Below are 18305 nucleotides of genomic sequence, written 5' to 3' on the forward strand. Positions count from 1 at the left end.
GATTAAAAGATTTTTCAGCATGACATCCTAAACTCTCAGGTCTTCCATTATTATGGATTACAAGTGGCAAATATAAAACAAGTCGTAATAAGAATCTCAAAACTTATTCCGTCTGGGTCAGAAGCCCACCCGTACGCCAATCCCCAGCTTAAAAACGTCTCTCATGGAGAGGTCTCCGTGATTCTGAAAAAAGCTCACCAGATAAAGTTCATTGGTATTAAACTCTGAATACAATGTAATGGATTTGATCTTTTCGCCTCTTACTATTTTTTTGCCATGAAGCTTTACCTCATTTGATAAGGACAAATGAGGACGAATGGCAGAAGACCACCAGTAATAGCCTTTTTCGTACTGGCTTTTGTCCCAGTAAAAATCAAATTCCTTTCCAAAGTGGTAAGAGACGAAAGCTCCCGGATTAGCTGGATAGATAGTTGCCCAGTCTTTGATCCTGATCTCAAAAGGACGGTAGGCAAATTTTGCACTTAGTATATGAAGAGGACCTCCCTTACTTGCCGGCACAAAACCGTAGTTCATATCAACATTTCCCCGTTTATTTTTAAAGACACGGTAACCCGCTCCTACTGAGAAGAAGCCGATACTTCCGGCATGCTGAACCACAACCTCCCCTGGCACCAGGGCATCAAAAAACTGGGCGGAAAGTTTTGCAGGTGATGTCAGAAAGAGGGCTACTATTACCCATATTTTAATACCGGATCGTTTCAAAGGTAAGTTTTCCATTGCTGATTTCAACTAATACAAACTGGCGGTGCTCAATAGCATCCGTGACGATGTAGGGGATCTTTCCGGCACCCGGATAGAACAAATCTTCCCTGTGTGTATGCGCGTACAGAGCGGCAAGGGTATTAGGTGAACTATTTAATACATCTATATACTCATCCTTCACACTGTTATCAAAGTCTTCGTTTCCCGGAGGCACGTGGGCAACTGTTACATACGCGTTCACTCCCTCTTCGTAGCTCATCTGCTCTTTCAGCCAGGGCAAATTGGGGATGGTTCCGTCAAAGGCTTTTTCCCTGCTGTTAGTATTGTGGCACACGAACTTCACCCCCTTATAAATAAATGAGAAATTGAAGTCGCCAAACATTCTCCGGTAGGCCCTCTCTCCGTTGGCTACCATATCATGGTTGCCAATTACACCTATATAAGGAACCTGGAGACGTGAGAAGATATCATCGATCCACTCCATCTCCTGTACCAGGCCGAAATCGGAAATATCCCCTGCCAGGAACAGGAAATCTATCCCCTTCATCTTGTTCACCGCACTGACCAGTGCCTTGGAATTGGAATATTCTCTCTGACTATCTCCACTTAGAACAAAGCGGATCGTGTCGTCGCCTTCTGTTTCTAACAGCCGCTTGATATTTTTATTGTTCAGATCCCTCGGCGTATCATTATCAAAAGCCTGATTGGGACTATACTCGAGTTCATTGCAGGCTACGAAAAAAAGGGCCAGGACTAACAGAACGCATATTATGTTCTTGACCATGCGCAAAGGTGTATTTTATTAATGACTATTAAAGTCAGAAAGTCAAAAAAGACTTAACAATGACTTTACAGTTTAACCAGCCATAGTGATCAATAAGTTATGCTTGAATTTGATTGATTTTTATTATTTTTATCTTCTTTTAACCCCGATAAACGAACCCGTTATCTTTCTTTGTATGACAAATCACAGATACATTTATTATTTAATCGGGTCGTCAATTATCCTGGCAATCATAAATACCGTATTTTACCTTGCCCAGTCATCCCAAAGCGAAAAGAACCATCAGAAAACATTAAAAACCGCGTTGATAACGGATAAGACAAACTCCCTGCTCCTGACTGCATCGAATGCGGAAAGCGGACAGAGAGGATATCTTCTTACAGGTAATGAAACTTATCTAAACCACTATTACACTTCTGAAAACCGGATCGAAAAGACGCTCGAAGCGCTTCTGATACTGACCGCTGATAATCCGTATCAGCAAAATAACATAAAGGATTTAAAGCGATGGCTGGATATTAAGCGAAAGGAGTTAGCGCTGACCATCCGGCTAAAGAAGAGCAGCCGGCAGCAACAGGCACTTGAGAAGGTTCGTACGAATGAAGGCAAATTCGCCATGGAAAAAATCGAGCAACTGGTGTTCCGGATCATCTCTGCTGAAAAAAAGGCAATGCAAAAACACCACCAGTCATTTGTTAAACTGAATGAACGGATACAAATTTTCACAATCGCAGGAAGTTATGTGCTGCTGGTCATTATAATTGCATCATTAATAACGATCATTCACAACAGGGAGCAAATTCTCAAACTATTCAGGCAGGTAGACGACAAGAATAAACTGCTCGAATCTCAAAAGAATGAACTTATCAATATCAGTAATGAACTTATCAAACAAAACGGGGAACTGGAGCGGTTCGCTTATATTGCCTCTCACGATTTACGGTCGCCGGGGATAAACCTCAACAGTCTCCTGCGCCTGTACGAAAATGCTCCTAACCCACGGGAAAAAGAAGAGTTTATGCAGGCCATAAAATCTGTTTCGGCTAATCTCCTGATTAAACTTGATGATCTCATTGAATTGATGAGAAAGAGAAATGGCCCTGCGGTTGAAAATGAAGACCTGAGCTTTGAGGAAGTCTTTATGAAGATAATGGAAAACCTTTCTGCTGATGTTAAACAAACAAAGTCAAAAGTTGAACACGATTTTACTCAGGCTCCGTGCATCCGGTATCCAAAGTCGTACCTGGAGAGCATCATGCAAAACCTTCTGACCAATGCTATTAAATACAGACATCCCGACCGCCAGCCTCATATTAAGATCAGAACGTATCTGGAAAGCGAAAAAACATGTATGCAGGTGAAAGACAATGGCCTCGGCATAGATCTGAAAAAGCATGGGCATAAGCTTTTCGGAATATATAACACCTTTCACAACCGCGAGGACAGTAAAGGGATCGGACTGTTTATCACAAAAGCCCAGATTGTTACCATGGGAGGAGACATCATTGCCGAAAGTACAGCAGGGGAAGGGACTACTTTTACGGTCGTTTTTACGTAAAAAACTCCTGGCTGAAATTTACAAGGAAGAGTTCTTTTACGGAGCGGGTAACAGCTGTATAAAGCCACCTCAGAAAATCTGTATTGATCATCTCTTCGGTAAGGAACCCCTGATCAATAAACACTGCATCCCATTGCCCGCCCTGCGCCTTATGGCAGGTAACAGCGTAGGAGAACTTTACATGCAGGGCATTGTAATAAGGGTCTGACCGGATCGCTTCGATACGGGTCTTCCGGTCGTGCAGATGAGAATAGTCTTCCATGACCGCCTCAAAAAAGCGTCTTTGATCGTCCTTTCCCATATCAGGGCCATCCGCGTAAATCGCGTCTACCAGTATCTTGCAGCTTAAAGGCTCTTCGTCGGGATAATCGAGGAACTCAAGTACCACATCAGCAAACCGGAGTCCGTAAACTTCCTGGATATTCCTAAGCTTCCTTACTTTCACAATATCTCCGTTCGCAATAAAATTGTTGCTGCCCTCCTCCCCCTTCAGCCAATAATAGTTGTTCCTGACAATCATCAGGTAATCGCCTCCCGTAATCTCTTCTTCTCTGTACAAAATGCGGTTTCGTATCTGCTGATTATAGTTATTTGCACTCTTATTAGACCTGCAGATGACCAGAGTATTTTCGGTTCCGAACTTATCGTATGCATAATGAAGCCCTTCTGTAAGGCGCTCTCCTGTCATCCTGAAGATATCAGGATAGCCCTGCACTTTGATTGCGGGAAACGATTGCTTCCGCTCTCTCAGGAGGTCCCGGATCTCTGTGGCATTTCTTAAAATGCCTGATTGCTTTTCCTGCCTGACAACATCGGTCAGCTCATACGTGAAGATTGTAAGAGCAAAGGTACTGCCCAAAGCTGGCGGTTCCAGAGCGGGGCTGGAATCTGAGCCTACAGGCGGGAGCTGCGCTGTATCACCGACAAGCATCAGTTTACAGTTTTTACCATTGTATACATAGCTGACCAAATCGTGCATTAAACTCTTCCTGCTGAAATCTCCTGGCGTATCCGACACCATAGAGGCCTCATCCACAATAAAAAGGGTGTTCTCTGCCAGGTTTGGAGCAAGTGAGAAATCAAAATCAGGGCTCACAGCTTGCTTTTTTCTATAGATACGTTTATGAATAGTAAAAGCACGTCTGCCCGAGTAGTTGCTCACCACTTTGGCGGCCCTTCCGGTAGGCGCAAGCAATACCGATTTTAGCCCCAGTCGCGGCAGCACTTTTACCAGAGAGGCAATAATGGTTGTCTTCCCCGTTCCTGCGTACCCCTTCAGAACAAAGCACTCATCTCCCTCACGACTGAGAACGAACCGCTCCAGTTCAGTAAATGCATGCATTTGCTGAACTGTTGGCACCTGCTCAAATTGCCTGATCAACAACTCTCTTAAACCCATGGAAGCAAATTGAAAATTAGTATCTAATAAGCCAGCTAAAATAACAAACAAAACCGGGCGCGGCCCCTGGCAAGTGCATCAATTGATATAAAAGATTTTATTTAAGTTTGCTGAAATGAATAATACCGGTACACTTCATCTAAAGGTAAAAGATTTCACGGGAGATCAGGCGGGGAATTGTGAGTTGCTGATCAGGGTCAGTACGGGCAAACTTTCATATGCTATCGTAAATACGCAAGAGAAAAATCTCAAAGTTTTATTTGATTGTGCATTATTTCATTCATCCCTGCAGGAGGTATTTTTGAATCTCCCGGCAAAATACGAATATCTTAACGCTGGTTTCAGCAAGATAAAAGTCGCTTCGGAAACCTTCCATTTCACATTTGTTCCGGAAGAGATCTATTCACAGGAAACCCTGCCAGTGCTGAAAAACTTTATAAGCTCCTCTGCTTCCGTCAGGTTCATCACTAATGGACTCGACGAATCAGGAATCAGGTCGATTGCATCGGTGGAGAATGAACTTGTGGCCCCGGTGCTTTCAAAGTATCCGCAGGCGGAATTATTTTCCCAGGCAGAGCCTTTTATTAAATCGGTTCTTCCCTTAACCAAAAACACCAAAACACTGGCTGTTCAATTTAACAGCGGCACTTTTGAGCTCTTGCTGGCTATAGAAGGCCGTCTGATCTATTATAATATTTTTTCGGCTGCTACCACAGACGATTTTAACTACTTCCTTTTAATGGCATGCCGTCAATTTGACTTAAAGAGCCATGAAACAGAAATTCTTCTTTCGGGAGAAATTGAGAAATACAGCGAAAATTACCGGCGGATCCTGAAATATTTCAACAGGATTGCCTTTGCCGACGGCTCTAAGCTCTTTGCTCACCCGGAAGCTTTCAGCCTTGTTCCGGCCCATCAGTTTTTCCCTTTGCTAAGTCTTGGTGTATGCGGATAATCAGTGGTAAATTAAGAGGGCTTCGTCTGAAGCCCCCGGCGAATCTACCGGTACGCCCGACAAAGGACAATGCAAAAGAAGCGCTGTTTAACATCTTAAATAACCTGGTTGACTTTGACCAGATCAAGGTGCTCGATCTGTTTAGCGGAACTGGAAGCCTGTCGGTCGAATTTGCTTCGCGGGGAGTACCCGATATAACATCGGTTGATAAAGCTGCCGGCTGCTATTATTATCTGAAGGATGTAGCGAAACAGTACGAGCTGCCAGGCATTCACCCTGTAAAGGCAGATGCCCTTAAGTTTCTGAAACAGGCTACCGACACGTACGACCTCATCTTTGCCGATCCTCCTTACGATTTGCCGCAAATTCCGGAGATCCCGCAACTGGTCTTTGAAAGGAACCTGCTGAAGCCGGGGGGAATGCTCATCGTGGAACATCCTTCGATGAAGAAGATCGACAATCACCCTAATTTCCGGGAGCAACGACAATATGGATATTCATCATTCAGTTTTTTTGAACCCTGATACAAGTTCGCTTTACGGTAAAAGATATTGCAATGAACGAAGGCAGTCACGCTGCAGGCATAAAACGAAAACATTAAGAACGTTATAAAATGAAAATCGCTCTTTTTCCCGGCTCTTTTGACCCCGTAACTGTTGCTCATGTTGATATCCTGCAACGCTCGGTTTCCCTGTTTGATAAAGTCGTTATCGGTGTGGGAGCCAACAGCACAAAGCAACCTATGCTGTCTCTTGACACAAGATTAAAGATTCTGGAAAGTGTGTTCACCTATGAATCAAAAATTGAAGTCCGCCCTTACGAAGGTCTTACCGTAGATTTTTGTAAAAAAATACATGCACAATATATGATCCGGGGAATCAGGACGGTCTCAGACTTTGAATATGAGAAGGCCATAGCCCAAATGAACCATGAGCTGGATCCTTCAATCGAAAGTATTTTCATCCTGAGCAATCCGGGCTATTCGTCTATCAGCTCTACCATTGTCAGGGACATCCTCCGTCATAAGGGCGATATAAGCAAATTTGTTCCCGCAGAAGCGATGAGGTTCCTTTAAAGGGGAACCTACACTTCAAGCAGACTGATAATATCTTTTATCAGAGGGAAGGTATTTTGTCTCACGAAAGAAAAATCGCCTGCATCGATCCACCTGGCTTCCGTAATGTCTTCTTCCAGCTGCGGGATCAGTTTCTGTTTTTTGGCTTTCATTTTATACCAGCTTGTCTTCTTAAAAACAGTCTGACCGCGGTCTTCATACACATGCCAGGTCTTACAGAGCTTTCCTCCTACACTGAGAACCTTGATACCGCACTCCTCTGCAACTTCTCTTTCTGCGGCTATTTTTGTGCTCTCCCCATCGTCTAATTTTCCTTTAGGGAGGTCCCATTTCCCCTTTCTAAAGATAAACAGGTACTGATTTGCTTCGTTTTTAACCACCCCGCCCGCAGCTTTGATCGTAAGGAAAGGCTTTCGGATTTTTTTAAACATTCTCCTGGGCTCATCTGTTAAAAGCACATATACGGACCCCTCACCCTTTTTTACATGTTTATAAAATTCCTTAAAATCAAAACTCTGAACGTCAATTCGTTGGTTCGGACCGATGCCCCCGGGCACAAAATCCGCTATAATAAGCACAGTATCGTTAATATAAATTCTATACATTTGTGTCATGATCAACAAAAGTGAGATTGAGCAGAAAGTTGCCGAATTTTTGTTACAAATTAAAGCAATAAAATTACAACCCGGCAAACCTTTTACATGGGCATCAGGAATAAAATCACCAATTTATTGTGATAATCGCATAACCCTTTCATACCCAGCAATCAGGACTTTTATCAGGCAGAACCTGTCTGCACTGATCCAGGAGGAGTTCGGTTCTGTTGGCTTGATCGCCGGAGTTGCAACTGCAGGTATCCCACAGGGAGTACTGGTAGCGCAAGACCTCGGCTTACCATTTGCGTATGTAAGATCAAAAGCGAAAGAGCATGGCACAGGAAGTCTGATTGAAGGGGAAGTATACCAGGGACAACGGGTCGTAGTGATCGAAGATCTGATCTCAACCGGCAAAAGCAGCATTCAGGCTGTTGAGGCGCTTCGCGCTGCCGGATGCGATGTTGCCGGATTGGTAGCGATTTTTTCTTATAACCTTCAGGAGGCTACTGATAACTTCGCCGCTGCGAAATGCCGCTTTAATACACTTTCTAACTATAATGCTTTAATAGAATACGCATCAGAACATTCTTTCATCAGTAAAGATGACCTGGAGTTGTTGCGTAAATGGAGAGATAACCCTGCAGAGTGGGCAAACCGCTAAGAGTATACTATCAAAGTTATGACTGTTTTTGAAAGTAAACAAACGATAAATAAGCCCATAGAAACGGTTTATTCTTTCCTGGCTGACTTTAATAATCATAGCCAGCTGATGCCCGACAATATCTCTGATTGGTCGTCTTCGAAAGATGAAGCGGCATTTGCCATTAAAAACATGGCCAGGCTTGCACTTAAAATCTCTAACCGGATCGAAAATCAGAGCATCATCATCGTTCCGGCACAGGAAGTACCTTTCAATGTTGAAATGCGCTGGGTGGTATCAACACTAGGCACCGACAGTACGGAAGCTATCCTGACTATTTCTGCTGAGCTCAACATGATGATGAAAATGATGGCAAGCGGCCCGTTGAAGAAGCTCACAGATCACCAGACATCCCAGCTAAAGAAAATATTAGCTTAAACCGATAAAAAGAGAGGAACCGGTTAATTCAGTTCCTCCCTTTTCATTCTTACATTATAATTTCCTCCTGAAACCTCCTCTGCAAATTTCTGAATAGAATTTATCTTACGAAGCATTTGCTTTTCCTTTTCAACAAGCTCCTCCTGCATTCTCAACCTCTGTTTATAGCTGGCAGTTAACCTGAAATAGTACACAATGGTGATGGCTATTCCCCCTAAAGAAGCGATAATGATGATCCAGGGGGTAAAAGAGGCAAAAGCATTTAGTTCTTCTGTACGACTTTCAAAAACAACCTTTTCTCTTGTTTCCATTCTGCTTACCATAGCTCTCAGCAACTGCATAAATGCCCTTCCCTTCTCCACATTTTGCCAGTTTATCGGCTGGCCAGACTTTTTCTTCTGAACGCTGCGATCCAGTAAAAGGAATCTCGATTTGATCAACTGCTCCAATGAGTCAACAGCCGGCTGCTGGCCGGGATTGCCGGCGGTAAGTGCACTGACACGTGCAAATGCAGTCCACACTCTCTCCTGGGCACCGTTGTGAGGTTCCAGAAACAATGCATCCCCCGTCAGTAAAAAACCCCTTTGCCCCGTTTCTGCATCTTTAACAGCTGAGATCACCTGCTCCAGATTAAATAAGACTTCGTGAGTATGATTCACCCTTTTCTGGCTTTCTATCAAACGCCCGATACTGATCCACGAAGCACTGGTGGTAATAGTTAAAATGCAAAGAGAGATGACGGATCCTGCAATCAGATCCCGTTTATATTTTTTACTTAGATCCATATACCAGATAAGGTCAACCGTTTAATAACAAACAGCACGGCTATCTCTCCTGCCAGCAGAGGATAGCCGTATCTGCGAAAACTAGCCTGTGATTGAAATTCCAAGCAATTTATAAAACTCCTTCAATATCGCAGGATGCCCCGGCCATGCAGGAGATGTGGTAAGATTGGCATCAGTCACTGCTTCCGTTACGCCAACATCCCTGTAATTTCCTCCGGCAAGAGTGACCTCCGGACCGACTGCAGGATAGGCTGTGAGCGTTCTTCCTTCGACAACTCCGGCCGCAGTCAGAATTTGTATTCCATGACAGATAGCAGCAACGGGCTTGTTGGCGCTAAAAAAATGCCTGGTCAGCTCCAGCACTCTCTCATTTAAGCGAATGTACTCAGGAGCTCTCCCGCCACAAACATACAGGCCATCATAATCCTGAGGGTTAACAGTGTCGAAGTCTTTGTTGATGGCAAAATTATGCCCCCGCAGCTCAACGTAGGTTTGAAAACCAACAAAGTCGTGAATGGCAGTAGCAACAGTATCTCCTGACTTCTTTCCGGGACAGACGGCGTCAACCTGTAAACCGACAGATTGCATGGCCTGAAAAGGAACCATTACTTCGTAGTCTTCTACGAAGTCTCCGGCAAGCAACAGAATTTTCTTACTCATAACAAATTTTTTATCGTTAGTGAATCCTGATAAAAGTAACAATTATTCTGTTCGCATCCTAAGAAGTGCCGGTATACAGGAGCCACCAGGTTCAGAACCATAATCTGACAAAAAGCCCTTTCATGTGCATTGAAAGCAGACTTTTAGTCATTGAAACTCAACATGCTAAAGACAAAAATTCCGGTTTTGTTCTTTATTCTTCTCTGGTAGGCATTTTGATCATACTGGAATACTATGAATTTCAACAACTTTACAATCAAGGCACAGGAGGCCGTACAGAAGGCTTCAGAAATAGCGGTGGCAAATCAACAGCAGGCCATCGAAAACGCACACCTGCTGAAGGGTTTACTGTTGGTTGATGAAAACGTTGTCAATTATCTGCTAAAGAAACTGAATGTTAACGTCAACCGGATCAACACGGTGCTCGACGCACAAATACAAAGCTATCCGAAGGTAAGCGGCAGCAATATTTATTTATCTGCAGATACTAATGCTGCACTTCTTAAAGCTCAAAATTACCTGAAAGAGTTTAAAGACGAATTTGTATCGGTCGAACACATCCTGCTTGGCATCCTGAGTTCGGGGGACAAAGTAAGTTCGATGTTAAAGGACGCAGGAGTGACCGAGAAAGATCTCAAAAAGGCCATAACCGAATTACGCGGAAGCAATAGGGTGACAGATCAGAATGCGGAAGCTACTTACAATGCCCTTAATAAATACGCCCGCAACTTAAATGAGTTTGCAGAGTCGGGTAAGCTCGACCCGGTGATTGGCCGGGACGATGAGATCAGACGTGTGATCCAGATCCTTTCACGACGTACCAAAAACAACCCCATCCTGATCGGTGAACCCGGCGTTGGGAAAACAGCCATTGCAGAGGGTATTGCATTCAGGATTATCAAGGGCGATGTTCCTGAAAACCTCAAGAGCAAGACAGTTTATTCTCTTGATATGGGAGCACTTATAGCAGGTGCCAAATATAAAGGCGAATTTGAAGAACGGTTAAAAGCCGTAGTAAAAGAAGTGACGCAAAGCGATGGCGACATCATCCTCTTTATCGACGAGATCCACACCCTGGTGGGTGCTGGAGGAGGCGGTGAAGGAGCTATGGATGCAGCTAATATCCTGAAGCCGGCACTCGCCCGCGGTGAGCTGCGCGCTATCGGAGCGACCACACTTAATGAATATCAGAAGTACCTGGAAAAAGATAAAGCACTCGAAAGGCGGTTCCAGAAAGTTATGGTGGATGAACCGGACACTCAGGACGCCATTTCTATCCTGCGTGGGTTGAAAGAACGGTATGAAACCCACCATAAAGTAAGAATTAAAGATGAGGCGATCATTGCGGCCGTAGAGCTTTCACAGAGGTATATTTCCGATCGCTTCCTTCCTGATAAGGCGATTGACCTGATGGACGAAGCAGCTTCCAAGCTGAGGCTTGAAATGGACTCTGTTCCGGAGGCTGTTGATGAGATTGAGCGCAGAATTATGCAGCTTGAAATTGAACGGGAGGCGATCAAGCGTGAAAACGACGAAAAGAAGGTACATGAACTAAGTGAAGAAATTGCTAACCTTTCATCTGAACGGGATTCGCTCAGAGCCAGCTGGCAGGCAGAAAAAGATCTGGTTGATGCCATCAACCACGAAGTCGCACAGATCGAGAATTACAAACTGGAAGCTGAACAAGCGGAACGAGCGGGAGACTACGGACGGGTGGCTGAGATCCGCTACGGAAAGATCAAGGAATCGCAGGATAAAGTGGAATCACTGAAAAAAGATCTGGAGGAGAAACAAAGCGGAAGCCGCATGCTGAAGGAGGAAGTAACTTCCGATGATATTGCGGGCGTAGTTTCCAGGTGGACAGGCATTCCGGTAACCAAAATGATCCAGAGCGAGCGCGAAAAACTGCTCAACCTGGAAGAAGAGCTTCATAAACGGGTAGCCGGACAGGAAGAAGCAATTGAAGCCATTTCCGATGCGATCCGCCGCTCGCGGGCCGGATTGCAGGATAAACGCAAACCCATCGGATCGTTCATCTTCCTGGGCACCACCGGTGTAGGGAAAACCGAGCTGGCAAAAGCATTGGCGGAATTCCTCTTCAACGATGAAGCATCGATGGTCCGTATCGATATGAGCGAGTACCAGGAACGCCATTCGGTATCGAGGCTGATCGGGGCCCCTCCTGGATATGTGGGATATGATGAAGGCGGGCAACTTACCGAGGCCGTTCGCAGGAAGCCCTACAGTGTTATTCTGCTGGACGAAATAGAAAAAGCTCATCCGGATGTGTTCAATATTCTCCTGCAGGTTCTGGATGATGGCCGCTTAACAGATAACAAAGGCCGGGTGGTCAACTTCAAAAACACCATCATCATCATGACCTCGAACATTGGTTCACATCTCATCCAGGAGAACTTCAGCTCTCTTGATGATGATAACAAGGAAGCGGTGGTTGCCAAAACGAAGAACCAGTTGTTTGATTTGCTGAAGCAGACTATTCGTCCTGAGTTCCTGAACAGGATTGATGAACTGATCATGTTCACTCCGCTTAACCGGACTGAGTTGCGCGACATTGTTGCTCTTCAGTTCAAACATGTGCAGCAAACACTTCGCGAAATGGGAATTGAGATAGAAGCTTCGGAAGAAGCGCTGGACTGGCTTGCACAATTAGGGTACGACCCTCAGTTTGGTGCCAGGCCATTAAAGAGAGTGATCCAAAAACGGATTCTCAACGAGCTTTCTAAAGACATCCTGGCTGGTAAGGTAGATAAAGACAGCCATATCATCCTGGATGTTTTCGACCACAAATTTGTGTTCCTTAACAAGGACCGGATGGAGGCAACAGAAAGCCACTAATATATAGTTGCAATTTGAAGAACCAGAAGCTGACGCGGTGCAGCTTCTGGTTTTTTATTTAACGGCAGGAAAAATGGAGAGCACTGCCATAATTAGTCTATCAGATGGAGGACTTCGCCAATTGGCTGATCCGATTTGATAAGAATCCCTTTCACTCCTGCTCCCTCACCTGCAATCATATCCCTTTGATTATCCCCTATGAAGTAAGATCTGGAGATATCCACGTTGAAACGGGCTGCAGCCTTTTCCAGCATAAGCGAACCTGGCTTACGGCACAGGCATTTACCATTATAATCCGGATGATGCCTGCAGTAGTAGATGTCGCTCAGGTGTATTCCATTTGCTTCATATGCCTTTATCAGTTCTCCATGCATCAACGCTAATGTTTCCTCACTGTACCATCCCTTGGCAACTCCGCCCTGGTTGGTGATCACAATAAGAAGATATCCGCGGTCCTGCAATTCCTTCAGGGGCTTGAAATTATGTTCCAGCACCTTAAAATCATCAGGATGACACACATAGTCACCTAATTCTTTATTTAGCACGCCATCTCTGTCAAGAAAAACAGCTTTATTCTTTTTCATCTCTGCAAAGCTAAAAAAGTTATCAGATATGAGACAGGAAAATTAGCTGCCCCCCGGGTGGCTGACTGCCGGAAGCTGACTACTGATAGCCCAAAACCAACTACCAACAGCTATTAGCTATTCTAGCGGCTTTTTGATATACTTGTCTCTTATTTCCGATATTTAATAACATGGCAGAAATCAAACAAGAAAAAGAATTCAGGCCTTACATTCCTGCTGAAGAGAAGGTAGCCGAATTTACTGTAAAATCCATTTTACTGGGTGCCTTATTCGGCATTATCTTCGGTGCAGCGACGGTTTACCTCGCACTGAAGGCGGGTCTGACCGTTTCAGCGTCTATTCCGGTAGCCGTTCTTGCAATTTCAATTGGAAGAAAGTTCTTTAAGACCACCATTCTTGAAAATAACATTATACAAACTACCGGTTCTGCGGGTGAATCGATTGCTGCGGGGGTAGTTTTTACTCTTCCAGGCTTCCTCTTCCTCACAGCAGGGAGCCAGGGTGAGAGCTTTTTCTCTTACTGGCCCATCTTCATTCTGGCTGCTTTGGGAGGGATCCTGGGCACCCTGATGATGGTTCCCCTTCGCCGTTCCCTGATCGTGGAAGAACATGGCACCCTGCCATATCCGGAAGGTACAGCCTGTGCCTCTGTGCTGATTGCCGGGGAAAAAGGCGGCGACTTTGCCAAAACGGCTTATCTCGGCCTGGGGTTTGCATTCCTGTATGCCATCCTTCAGAAGGTGTTTCACCTGATTGCCGAAAGCCCGGCTTGGGTGACAAAGCAAACCAACCGGTTTTTCCCTTCTGCTACTGTTAACGGAGAGATAACCCCTGAATATATGGGGGTTGGGTATATCATAGGACCTAAGATTGCCGGTGTTCTGGTTGCCGGAGGTGTATTGGCGTGGCTGGGGCTGATTCCTTTGCTGGCATCTATTGTTCCACAGGAGACAACGGCCCTGCAATTAATTAAGCTTGGCTATTTGAAAGACCTGGCAACTACGGGCGGTTCAGGCGGTTGGGATCCGGCAACTCACACTTTTGCCGACTATGCCACAGCAATTTACCGTGCTTATATCCGCCAGATTGGCGCCGGAGCTGTTGCTGCCGGAGGCTTTATCACCCTGATTAAAACAATCCCTACCATCATCTCTTCATTTAAATCGAGCCTTGGCTCCATGAAGAATACCGGAGAAGTGCAGGTGACGAAGCGCACAGAAGATGACCTGTCTTTCAAGCTGGTGATTTTCGGAAGCATTGCGCTGATCGCCCTGATGGCAATTTTACCGCAAATCCCTGGAGATTCAATCGTGAATAAGTTGATCATTGGCGTCCTTGTGGTAGTATTCGGATTTTTCTTCGTAACGGTTTCAAGCCGTATTGTGGGGATTATCGGATCGAGCTCAAATCCTATTTCAGGGATGACGATCGCCACCCTAATGGGAACTTGCCTGGTATTCATCAGTGTGGGATGGACAGGAAAGGTTTTTGAACCCATGGCTCTTGTGGTAGGTGGGATGATCTGTATTGCAGCCGCAAATGCCGGCGCTACCTCGCAGGATCTGAAAACGGGATATATTGTGGGAGCGACCCCTAAATATCAGCAGATTGCCTTGTTTATCGGGGCAATTGTTTCTGCCGTGATCATAGGAGTTACCCTCTCCATACTTGACCGTCCTACGGCCGCAATGCAGGCGCAGGGAATTACCCACGCTATCGGAACGGATGCTTATCCTGCCCCCCAGGGAACCCTGATGGCCACCCTGATAAAAGGGCTGCTCTCATTTAACCTCGACTGGCAGTTTGTTCTTGTTGGTGTTTTCCTGGCAATTACCATGGAGCTCTGCGGTGTGAAATCATTATCTTTTGCCGTCGGTGCTTATCTTCCCTTATCTACAACTCTCCCGATCTTTTTCGGTGGTGCCATCAAGGGGCTAGTCGAGATCAAGAACAAGAAAAAGGGGATACAAGAAGATGATGAACTCGGAAAAGGAAGTTTATTTTCCACAGGCCTGGTGGCAGGTGGTGCGCTGATGGGTGTGATCTATGCGTTTCTGATGGCCTTCGAATCTACAGCCACCCCGGTAAGCAAGCTGAACCTGGAACATTCCCTGACAGAAGCGCTTGGCGACAGCGGGTATCAGCTCCTTGGTTTTATTTTCTTCATCATCATGGGTTTGGTATTATACCGGATCGCTGTCAGCGACAAAGGAGAAAATTCGTCAGTCACTCAACATTAAAAATCGAGCATCTCATAACAAAATTCAATATGGTTTCTAATTTTAAAATACTGGTTGCCTTTATTATCGGGACAGTCAGCGTCAGTCAGGCACAGGTATCCAAAAAGTACGAGTGGAAGCAGGCATCTTCGGGAGGATATACCTATAAATATGTCACGAATGACCCCACTCAATCGCGGTTCTATACATTAAAAAATGGGCTTACGGTTATCCTGAGTCCGACTCCCAAACAACCCAGAATCCAGACTTTTATTGCTGTTAAAGCAGGGAGCAAGACCGACCCTGCTACACATACAGGCCTTGCCCATTATCTGGAACACCTGATGTTTAAAGGTACTGATAAATATGGTTCGCTGGACTGGGCGAAAGAAAAACCTCTTCTGGATAAAATAGACGATCTTTATGAGCAGTATAACTCCACGAAGGACGAGGCAAAAAGGAAGGAAATCTATAAGGAAATAGACAAGACGTCGGGCGAGGCTGCCAAATTTGCTATTGCCAATGAATATGATAAGATGATGGCAATGATGGGGGCTCAGGGAACCAATGCTTTTACCTCGTTTGAGCAGACAGTATACACGGAAGACATCCCCTCAAGTGCAGCAGATAAATTCCTGGCAGTTCAGGCAGAACGCTTCCGGAATCCGGTATTCAGGATCTTCCATACCGAGCTGGAAGCTGTTTACGAAGAGAAAAACAGGGGACTCGACAACGACTCGAGAAAAGTGTTCGAAGCTATGTTCGCAGCGCTGTTTCCGAATAACAACTACGGGAAGCAAACCACTCTCGGAACAGTTGAACATCTGAAAAACCCCTCACTGAAGGAGATCAGGAAATATTTTAACACGTATTATGTTCCCAATAACATCGGGATCATTTTCTCCGGTGACTTTAATCCTGATCAAATGATCGGCAAAATTGACAAGAGCTTTTCTTATCTCCAGCCGAAGACCATTCCTGCCTATACTTTCAGCCCCGAAAAGCCTATTACGGCACCAGTGGTGAAAGAGGTCTTTGGCCCTACTCCTGAAAGCATTATGATCGGGTTCCGCTTTCCCGGAGCCACTACGGAGGATGCCCAGCTTCTTAACCTGGTTGGTGAGATCCTGACTAACGGTAAGGCGGGTCTGTTTGATCTCAACCTCACCAAAAAGCAAAAAATGCTTAGTGCAGGCGCTTTTGCCTATACACTCAAGGACTACAGTACTTTGATCCTGCAGGGCAATCCAATCAAAGGACAATCTCTTGACCAGGTAAGGGCTCTCATGCTTGGTGAAATCTCAAAACTAAAAAAAGGGGAATTCGACAATGAACTGATCACCTCTATTGTGAATAACCTGAAGAAGAGCATGCTGGAAGAGAACCAGAATTACAGCTCAAGGGCAAATAACCTCATGGACGCGTTTACAACGGGAATTGACTGGAGCAACCGTGTTGCCATGGCTGATAAGCTCTCGAAGATCACTAAAAAGCAAATTGTCGATTTCGCCAATAAATACCTGTCTGACAACTATGTAATTGTTTATAAGAGACAGGGGGAAGATAAGAACATAGTCAAGGTGGATAAACCTCCTATTACTCCTGTTGAAGTAAACCGCGAAGCTCAGTCGCCATTCCTGAATTCTGTAGCTAATATTCCGTCCAATAATGTGATACCTCAATGGACCGACTACAATAAGGATATTGAAAGAAGCAAATCAGGGCCATTAGATGTTCTTTCTGTTCAGAATAAAGAAAACAGCATCTTCCGGATATATTACCGCTACAATATAGGTAGCTGGAACAGTAAATTACTACCGGTGGCAGCTGAATATCTCCAGTTCCTGGGAACTGATAAGCGCAGTGCCGAACAGTTCAGTAAAGAGTTTTACAAGCTGGCCGCTTCATTTAGCATAAAAACGTCCAACGATGTAACTACCGTCAGCATCAGCGGACTTCAGGAGAACTTTGCCAGCACGATCAAATTGTACGAAGAGCTGATCAATAACTGTAAACCGGATGAAGCTGCACTGAAAGGACTGAAAGAACGACTAAAGAAAACAAGAGAAAATGCGAAGCTGAACAAAGCAGCCATCTTACAGGGCCTTGTGAATTACGCACAATATGGCGCTAAAAACCCTTTTAATAATGTACTTTCTGATGCCGAGCTGGACGCATTAACCGCGCAGCAGCTCGTTGACATGCTTCACAACCTGGGTAGTTACGAGCATACCGTACTCTACTACGGACCAAAGACAGGACAACAACTGGCTGCTGAGCTGAAACCGCTGCACGCAGCTCCGGCTTCTTTTAAAGCTTTCCCGTCACCACAAGTGTTCACTAAAATTAAGCAGGACAAAAACGAGGTACTCTTTGCTGATTACGACATGGTACAGGCAGAGATTGAATGGGTAGCAAACAGCACCGGTTACAATGCCTCGGCGACGCCAACCATAGAACTTTTTAACAACTATTTCGGAGGAGGCATGAGTACAATCGTATTCCAGACAATAAGGGAATCAAAAGCTCTGGCATACTCTACTTATGCTTTTTATAACACACCTCCGAAGAAAGACGGTACGTACACCATGACCGCCTATGTAGGAACGCAGGCAGATAAATTAAACGATGCTGTTAGCGCTATGAACGAGTTGCTGACAAACCTGCCTGAATCAGAAAAAGTTTTCCTTGTTGGTAAGGAGAATATCAGAAAATCGCTGGAAACTGAACGTGTTACAGATGATGATATCTTATTCAGTTATTTTAGTGCACAACAAAAAGGGCTTGATTACGACATCCGGAAGAACGTGTACGAATCAGTTAATAACATGACATTTGCTGATCTTCGCTCCTTCTTTGATAAGGAATTAAAAAATAAGCCTTACACCTATTGCATCGTAGCATCGGAAAAAAGAGTGAAGGAAGATGATCTGAAGAAATATGGCGAGTTTAAAAAACTGAGCTTGCAGGAAATTTTCGGATACTAGCCTGAAATGAGTGATGAATTATGGGTTATGAGTTATGGGTGCTTGG

At 44.9% G+C, this 18305-nt stretch carries 16 protein-coding genes; 9 read left to right on the forward strand and 7 right to left on the reverse strand.

Annotated features, from left to right (window positions below; genetic code table 11):
* Nucleotides 1-117: 117 nt before the first annotated feature.
* Both DDR33_RS16150 and DDR33_RS16155 read right to left on the reverse strand, forming a co-directional pair.
* The gene (locus DDR33_RS16150; RefSeq protein WP_238387828.1) at nt 118-738 is read right to left on the reverse strand and encodes a hypothetical protein; all 621 of its coding nucleotides are present in this window, start codon (nt 736-738) and stop codon (nt 118-120) included.
* Entirely contained in the window at nt 704-1507 is an 804-nt protein-coding gene (locus tag DDR33_RS16155) for a metallophosphoesterase family protein (RefSeq protein WP_109416844.1), read from the reverse strand. The genes DDR33_RS16150 and DDR33_RS16155 overlap by 35 nt, the downstream gene beginning before the upstream one ends.
* A gap of 175 nt (nt 1508-1682) precedes the next feature.
* On the opposite strand from DDR33_RS16155, the gene DDR33_RS16160 reads away from it, so the two are divergent.
* Nucleotides 1683-3065: a sensor histidine kinase gene (locus DDR33_RS16160; protein ID WP_146198790.1), complete on the forward strand. Its 1383-nt coding sequence runs from the start codon at nt 1683-1685 to the stop codon at nt 3063-3065.
* Here DDR33_RS16160 and DDR33_RS16165 read toward each other — a convergent pair.
* Nucleotides 3058-4464, reverse strand: a complete 1407-nt coding sequence (locus DDR33_RS16165) for an ATP-dependent DNA helicase (RefSeq protein ID WP_109416846.1) — start codon at nt 4462-4464, stop codon at nt 3058-3060. The two genes, DDR33_RS16160 and DDR33_RS16165, sit on opposite strands and share 8 nt — an antisense overlap.
* Before the next feature lie 115 nt (nt 4465-4579).
* Between DDR33_RS16165 and DDR33_RS16170 the strand changes: the two genes are divergently transcribed.
* The 3 genes from DDR33_RS16170 to coaD all read left to right on the forward strand — a co-directional run bounded on the left by DDR33_RS16170 (nt 4580) and on the right by coaD (nt 6494).
* Nucleotides 4580-5419: a DUF3822 family protein gene (locus DDR33_RS16170; protein WP_109416847.1), complete on the forward strand. Its 840-nt coding sequence runs from the start codon at nt 4580-4582 to the stop codon at nt 5417-5419.
* A complete protein-coding gene (locus DDR33_RS16175) occupies nt 5410-5943 on the forward strand; it encodes an RsmD family RNA methyltransferase (protein ID WP_109416848.1) in 534 nt (177 codons plus the stop codon). Before DDR33_RS16170 ends, DDR33_RS16175 begins: the two co-directional genes overlap by 10 nt.
* Nucleotides 5944-6032: 89 nt before the next feature.
* Nucleotides 6033-6494 (forward strand): pantetheine-phosphate adenylyltransferase, encoded by a 462-nt coding sequence (gene coaD, locus DDR33_RS16180; RefSeq protein ID WP_109416849.1) that lies wholly within the window; start codon nt 6033-6035, stop codon nt 6492-6494.
* 8 nt (nt 6495-6502) lie between these two features.
* On the opposite strand, the gene DDR33_RS16185 is transcribed toward coaD, so the two are convergent.
* On the reverse strand, nt 6503-7099 hold the full coding sequence (locus tag DDR33_RS16185; protein ID WP_109416933.1) for an NUDIX hydrolase: 597 nt from the start codon (nt 7097-7099) through the stop codon (nt 6503-6505).
* Between the two features lie 7 nt (nt 7100-7106).
* On the opposite strand from DDR33_RS16185, the gene pyrE reads away from it, so the two are divergent.
* Together pyrE and DDR33_RS16195 are read left to right on the forward strand one after the other, a co-directional pair.
* Nucleotides 7107-7751: an orotate phosphoribosyltransferase gene (gene pyrE, locus DDR33_RS16190; RefSeq protein WP_109416850.1), complete on the forward strand. Its 645-nt coding sequence runs from the start codon at nt 7107-7109 to the stop codon at nt 7749-7751.
* Between the two features lie 18 nt (nt 7752-7769).
* A complete protein-coding gene (locus tag DDR33_RS16195) occupies nt 7770-8168 on the forward strand; it encodes an SRPBCC family protein (RefSeq protein WP_109416851.1) in 399 nt (132 codons plus the stop codon).
* Between the two features lie 23 nt (nt 8169-8191).
* On the opposite strand, the gene DDR33_RS16200 is transcribed toward DDR33_RS16195, so the two are convergent.
* Both DDR33_RS16200 and DDR33_RS16205 read right to left on the reverse strand, forming a co-directional pair.
* Nucleotides 8192-8953: a CHASE3 domain-containing protein gene (locus DDR33_RS16200; protein WP_109416852.1), complete on the reverse strand. Its 762-nt coding sequence runs from the start codon at nt 8951-8953 to the stop codon at nt 8192-8194.
* Between the two features lie 81 nt (nt 8954-9034).
* Complete coding sequence (locus DDR33_RS16205; protein WP_109416853.1) at nt 9035-9613, reverse strand: DJ-1/PfpI family protein; 579 nt, start codon at nt 9611-9613, stop codon at nt 9035-9037.
* Between the two features lie 234 nt (nt 9614-9847).
* Between DDR33_RS16205 and clpB the strand changes: the two genes are divergently transcribed.
* Nucleotides 9848-12469 carry an ATP-dependent chaperone ClpB gene (clpB, locus tag DDR33_RS16210; RefSeq protein ID WP_109416854.1) on the forward strand — a complete coding sequence of 874 codons (2622 nt, stop codon included), beginning with the start codon at nt 9848-9850 and terminating at the stop codon, nt 12467-12469.
* Nucleotides 12470-12561: 92 nt separating this feature from the next.
* Here the strand turns inward: clpB and DDR33_RS16215 are convergent, their stop codons facing one another.
* Nucleotides 12562-13053, reverse strand: coding sequence for a D-glycero-alpha-D-manno-heptose-1,7-bisphosphate 7-phosphatase (locus tag DDR33_RS16215; protein WP_109416855.1), 492 nt, complete (start codon nt 13051-13053; stop codon nt 12562-12564).
* A 170-nt stretch (nt 13054-13223) separates the two neighbouring features.
* Between DDR33_RS16215 and DDR33_RS16220 the strand changes: the two genes are divergently transcribed.
* Together DDR33_RS16220 and DDR33_RS16225 are read left to right on the forward strand one after the other, a co-directional pair.
* On the forward strand, nt 13224-15293 hold the full coding sequence (locus DDR33_RS16220) for an OPT family oligopeptide transporter (protein WP_109416856.1): 2070 nt from the start codon (nt 13224-13226) through the stop codon (nt 15291-15293).
* Nucleotides 15294-15322: 29 nt separating this feature from the next.
* A complete protein-coding gene (locus DDR33_RS16225; RefSeq protein WP_109416857.1) occupies nt 15323-18259 on the forward strand; it encodes a M16 family metallopeptidase in 2937 nt (978 codons plus the stop codon).
* The last annotated feature ends 46 nt before the right edge of the window (nt 18260-18305 follow it).

The sequence above is a fragment of the Pararcticibacter amylolyticus genome (genome assembly GCF_003130405.1).
GTDB lineage: Bacteria > Bacteroidota > Bacteroidia > Sphingobacteriales > Sphingobacteriaceae > Arcticibacter > Arcticibacter amylolyticus.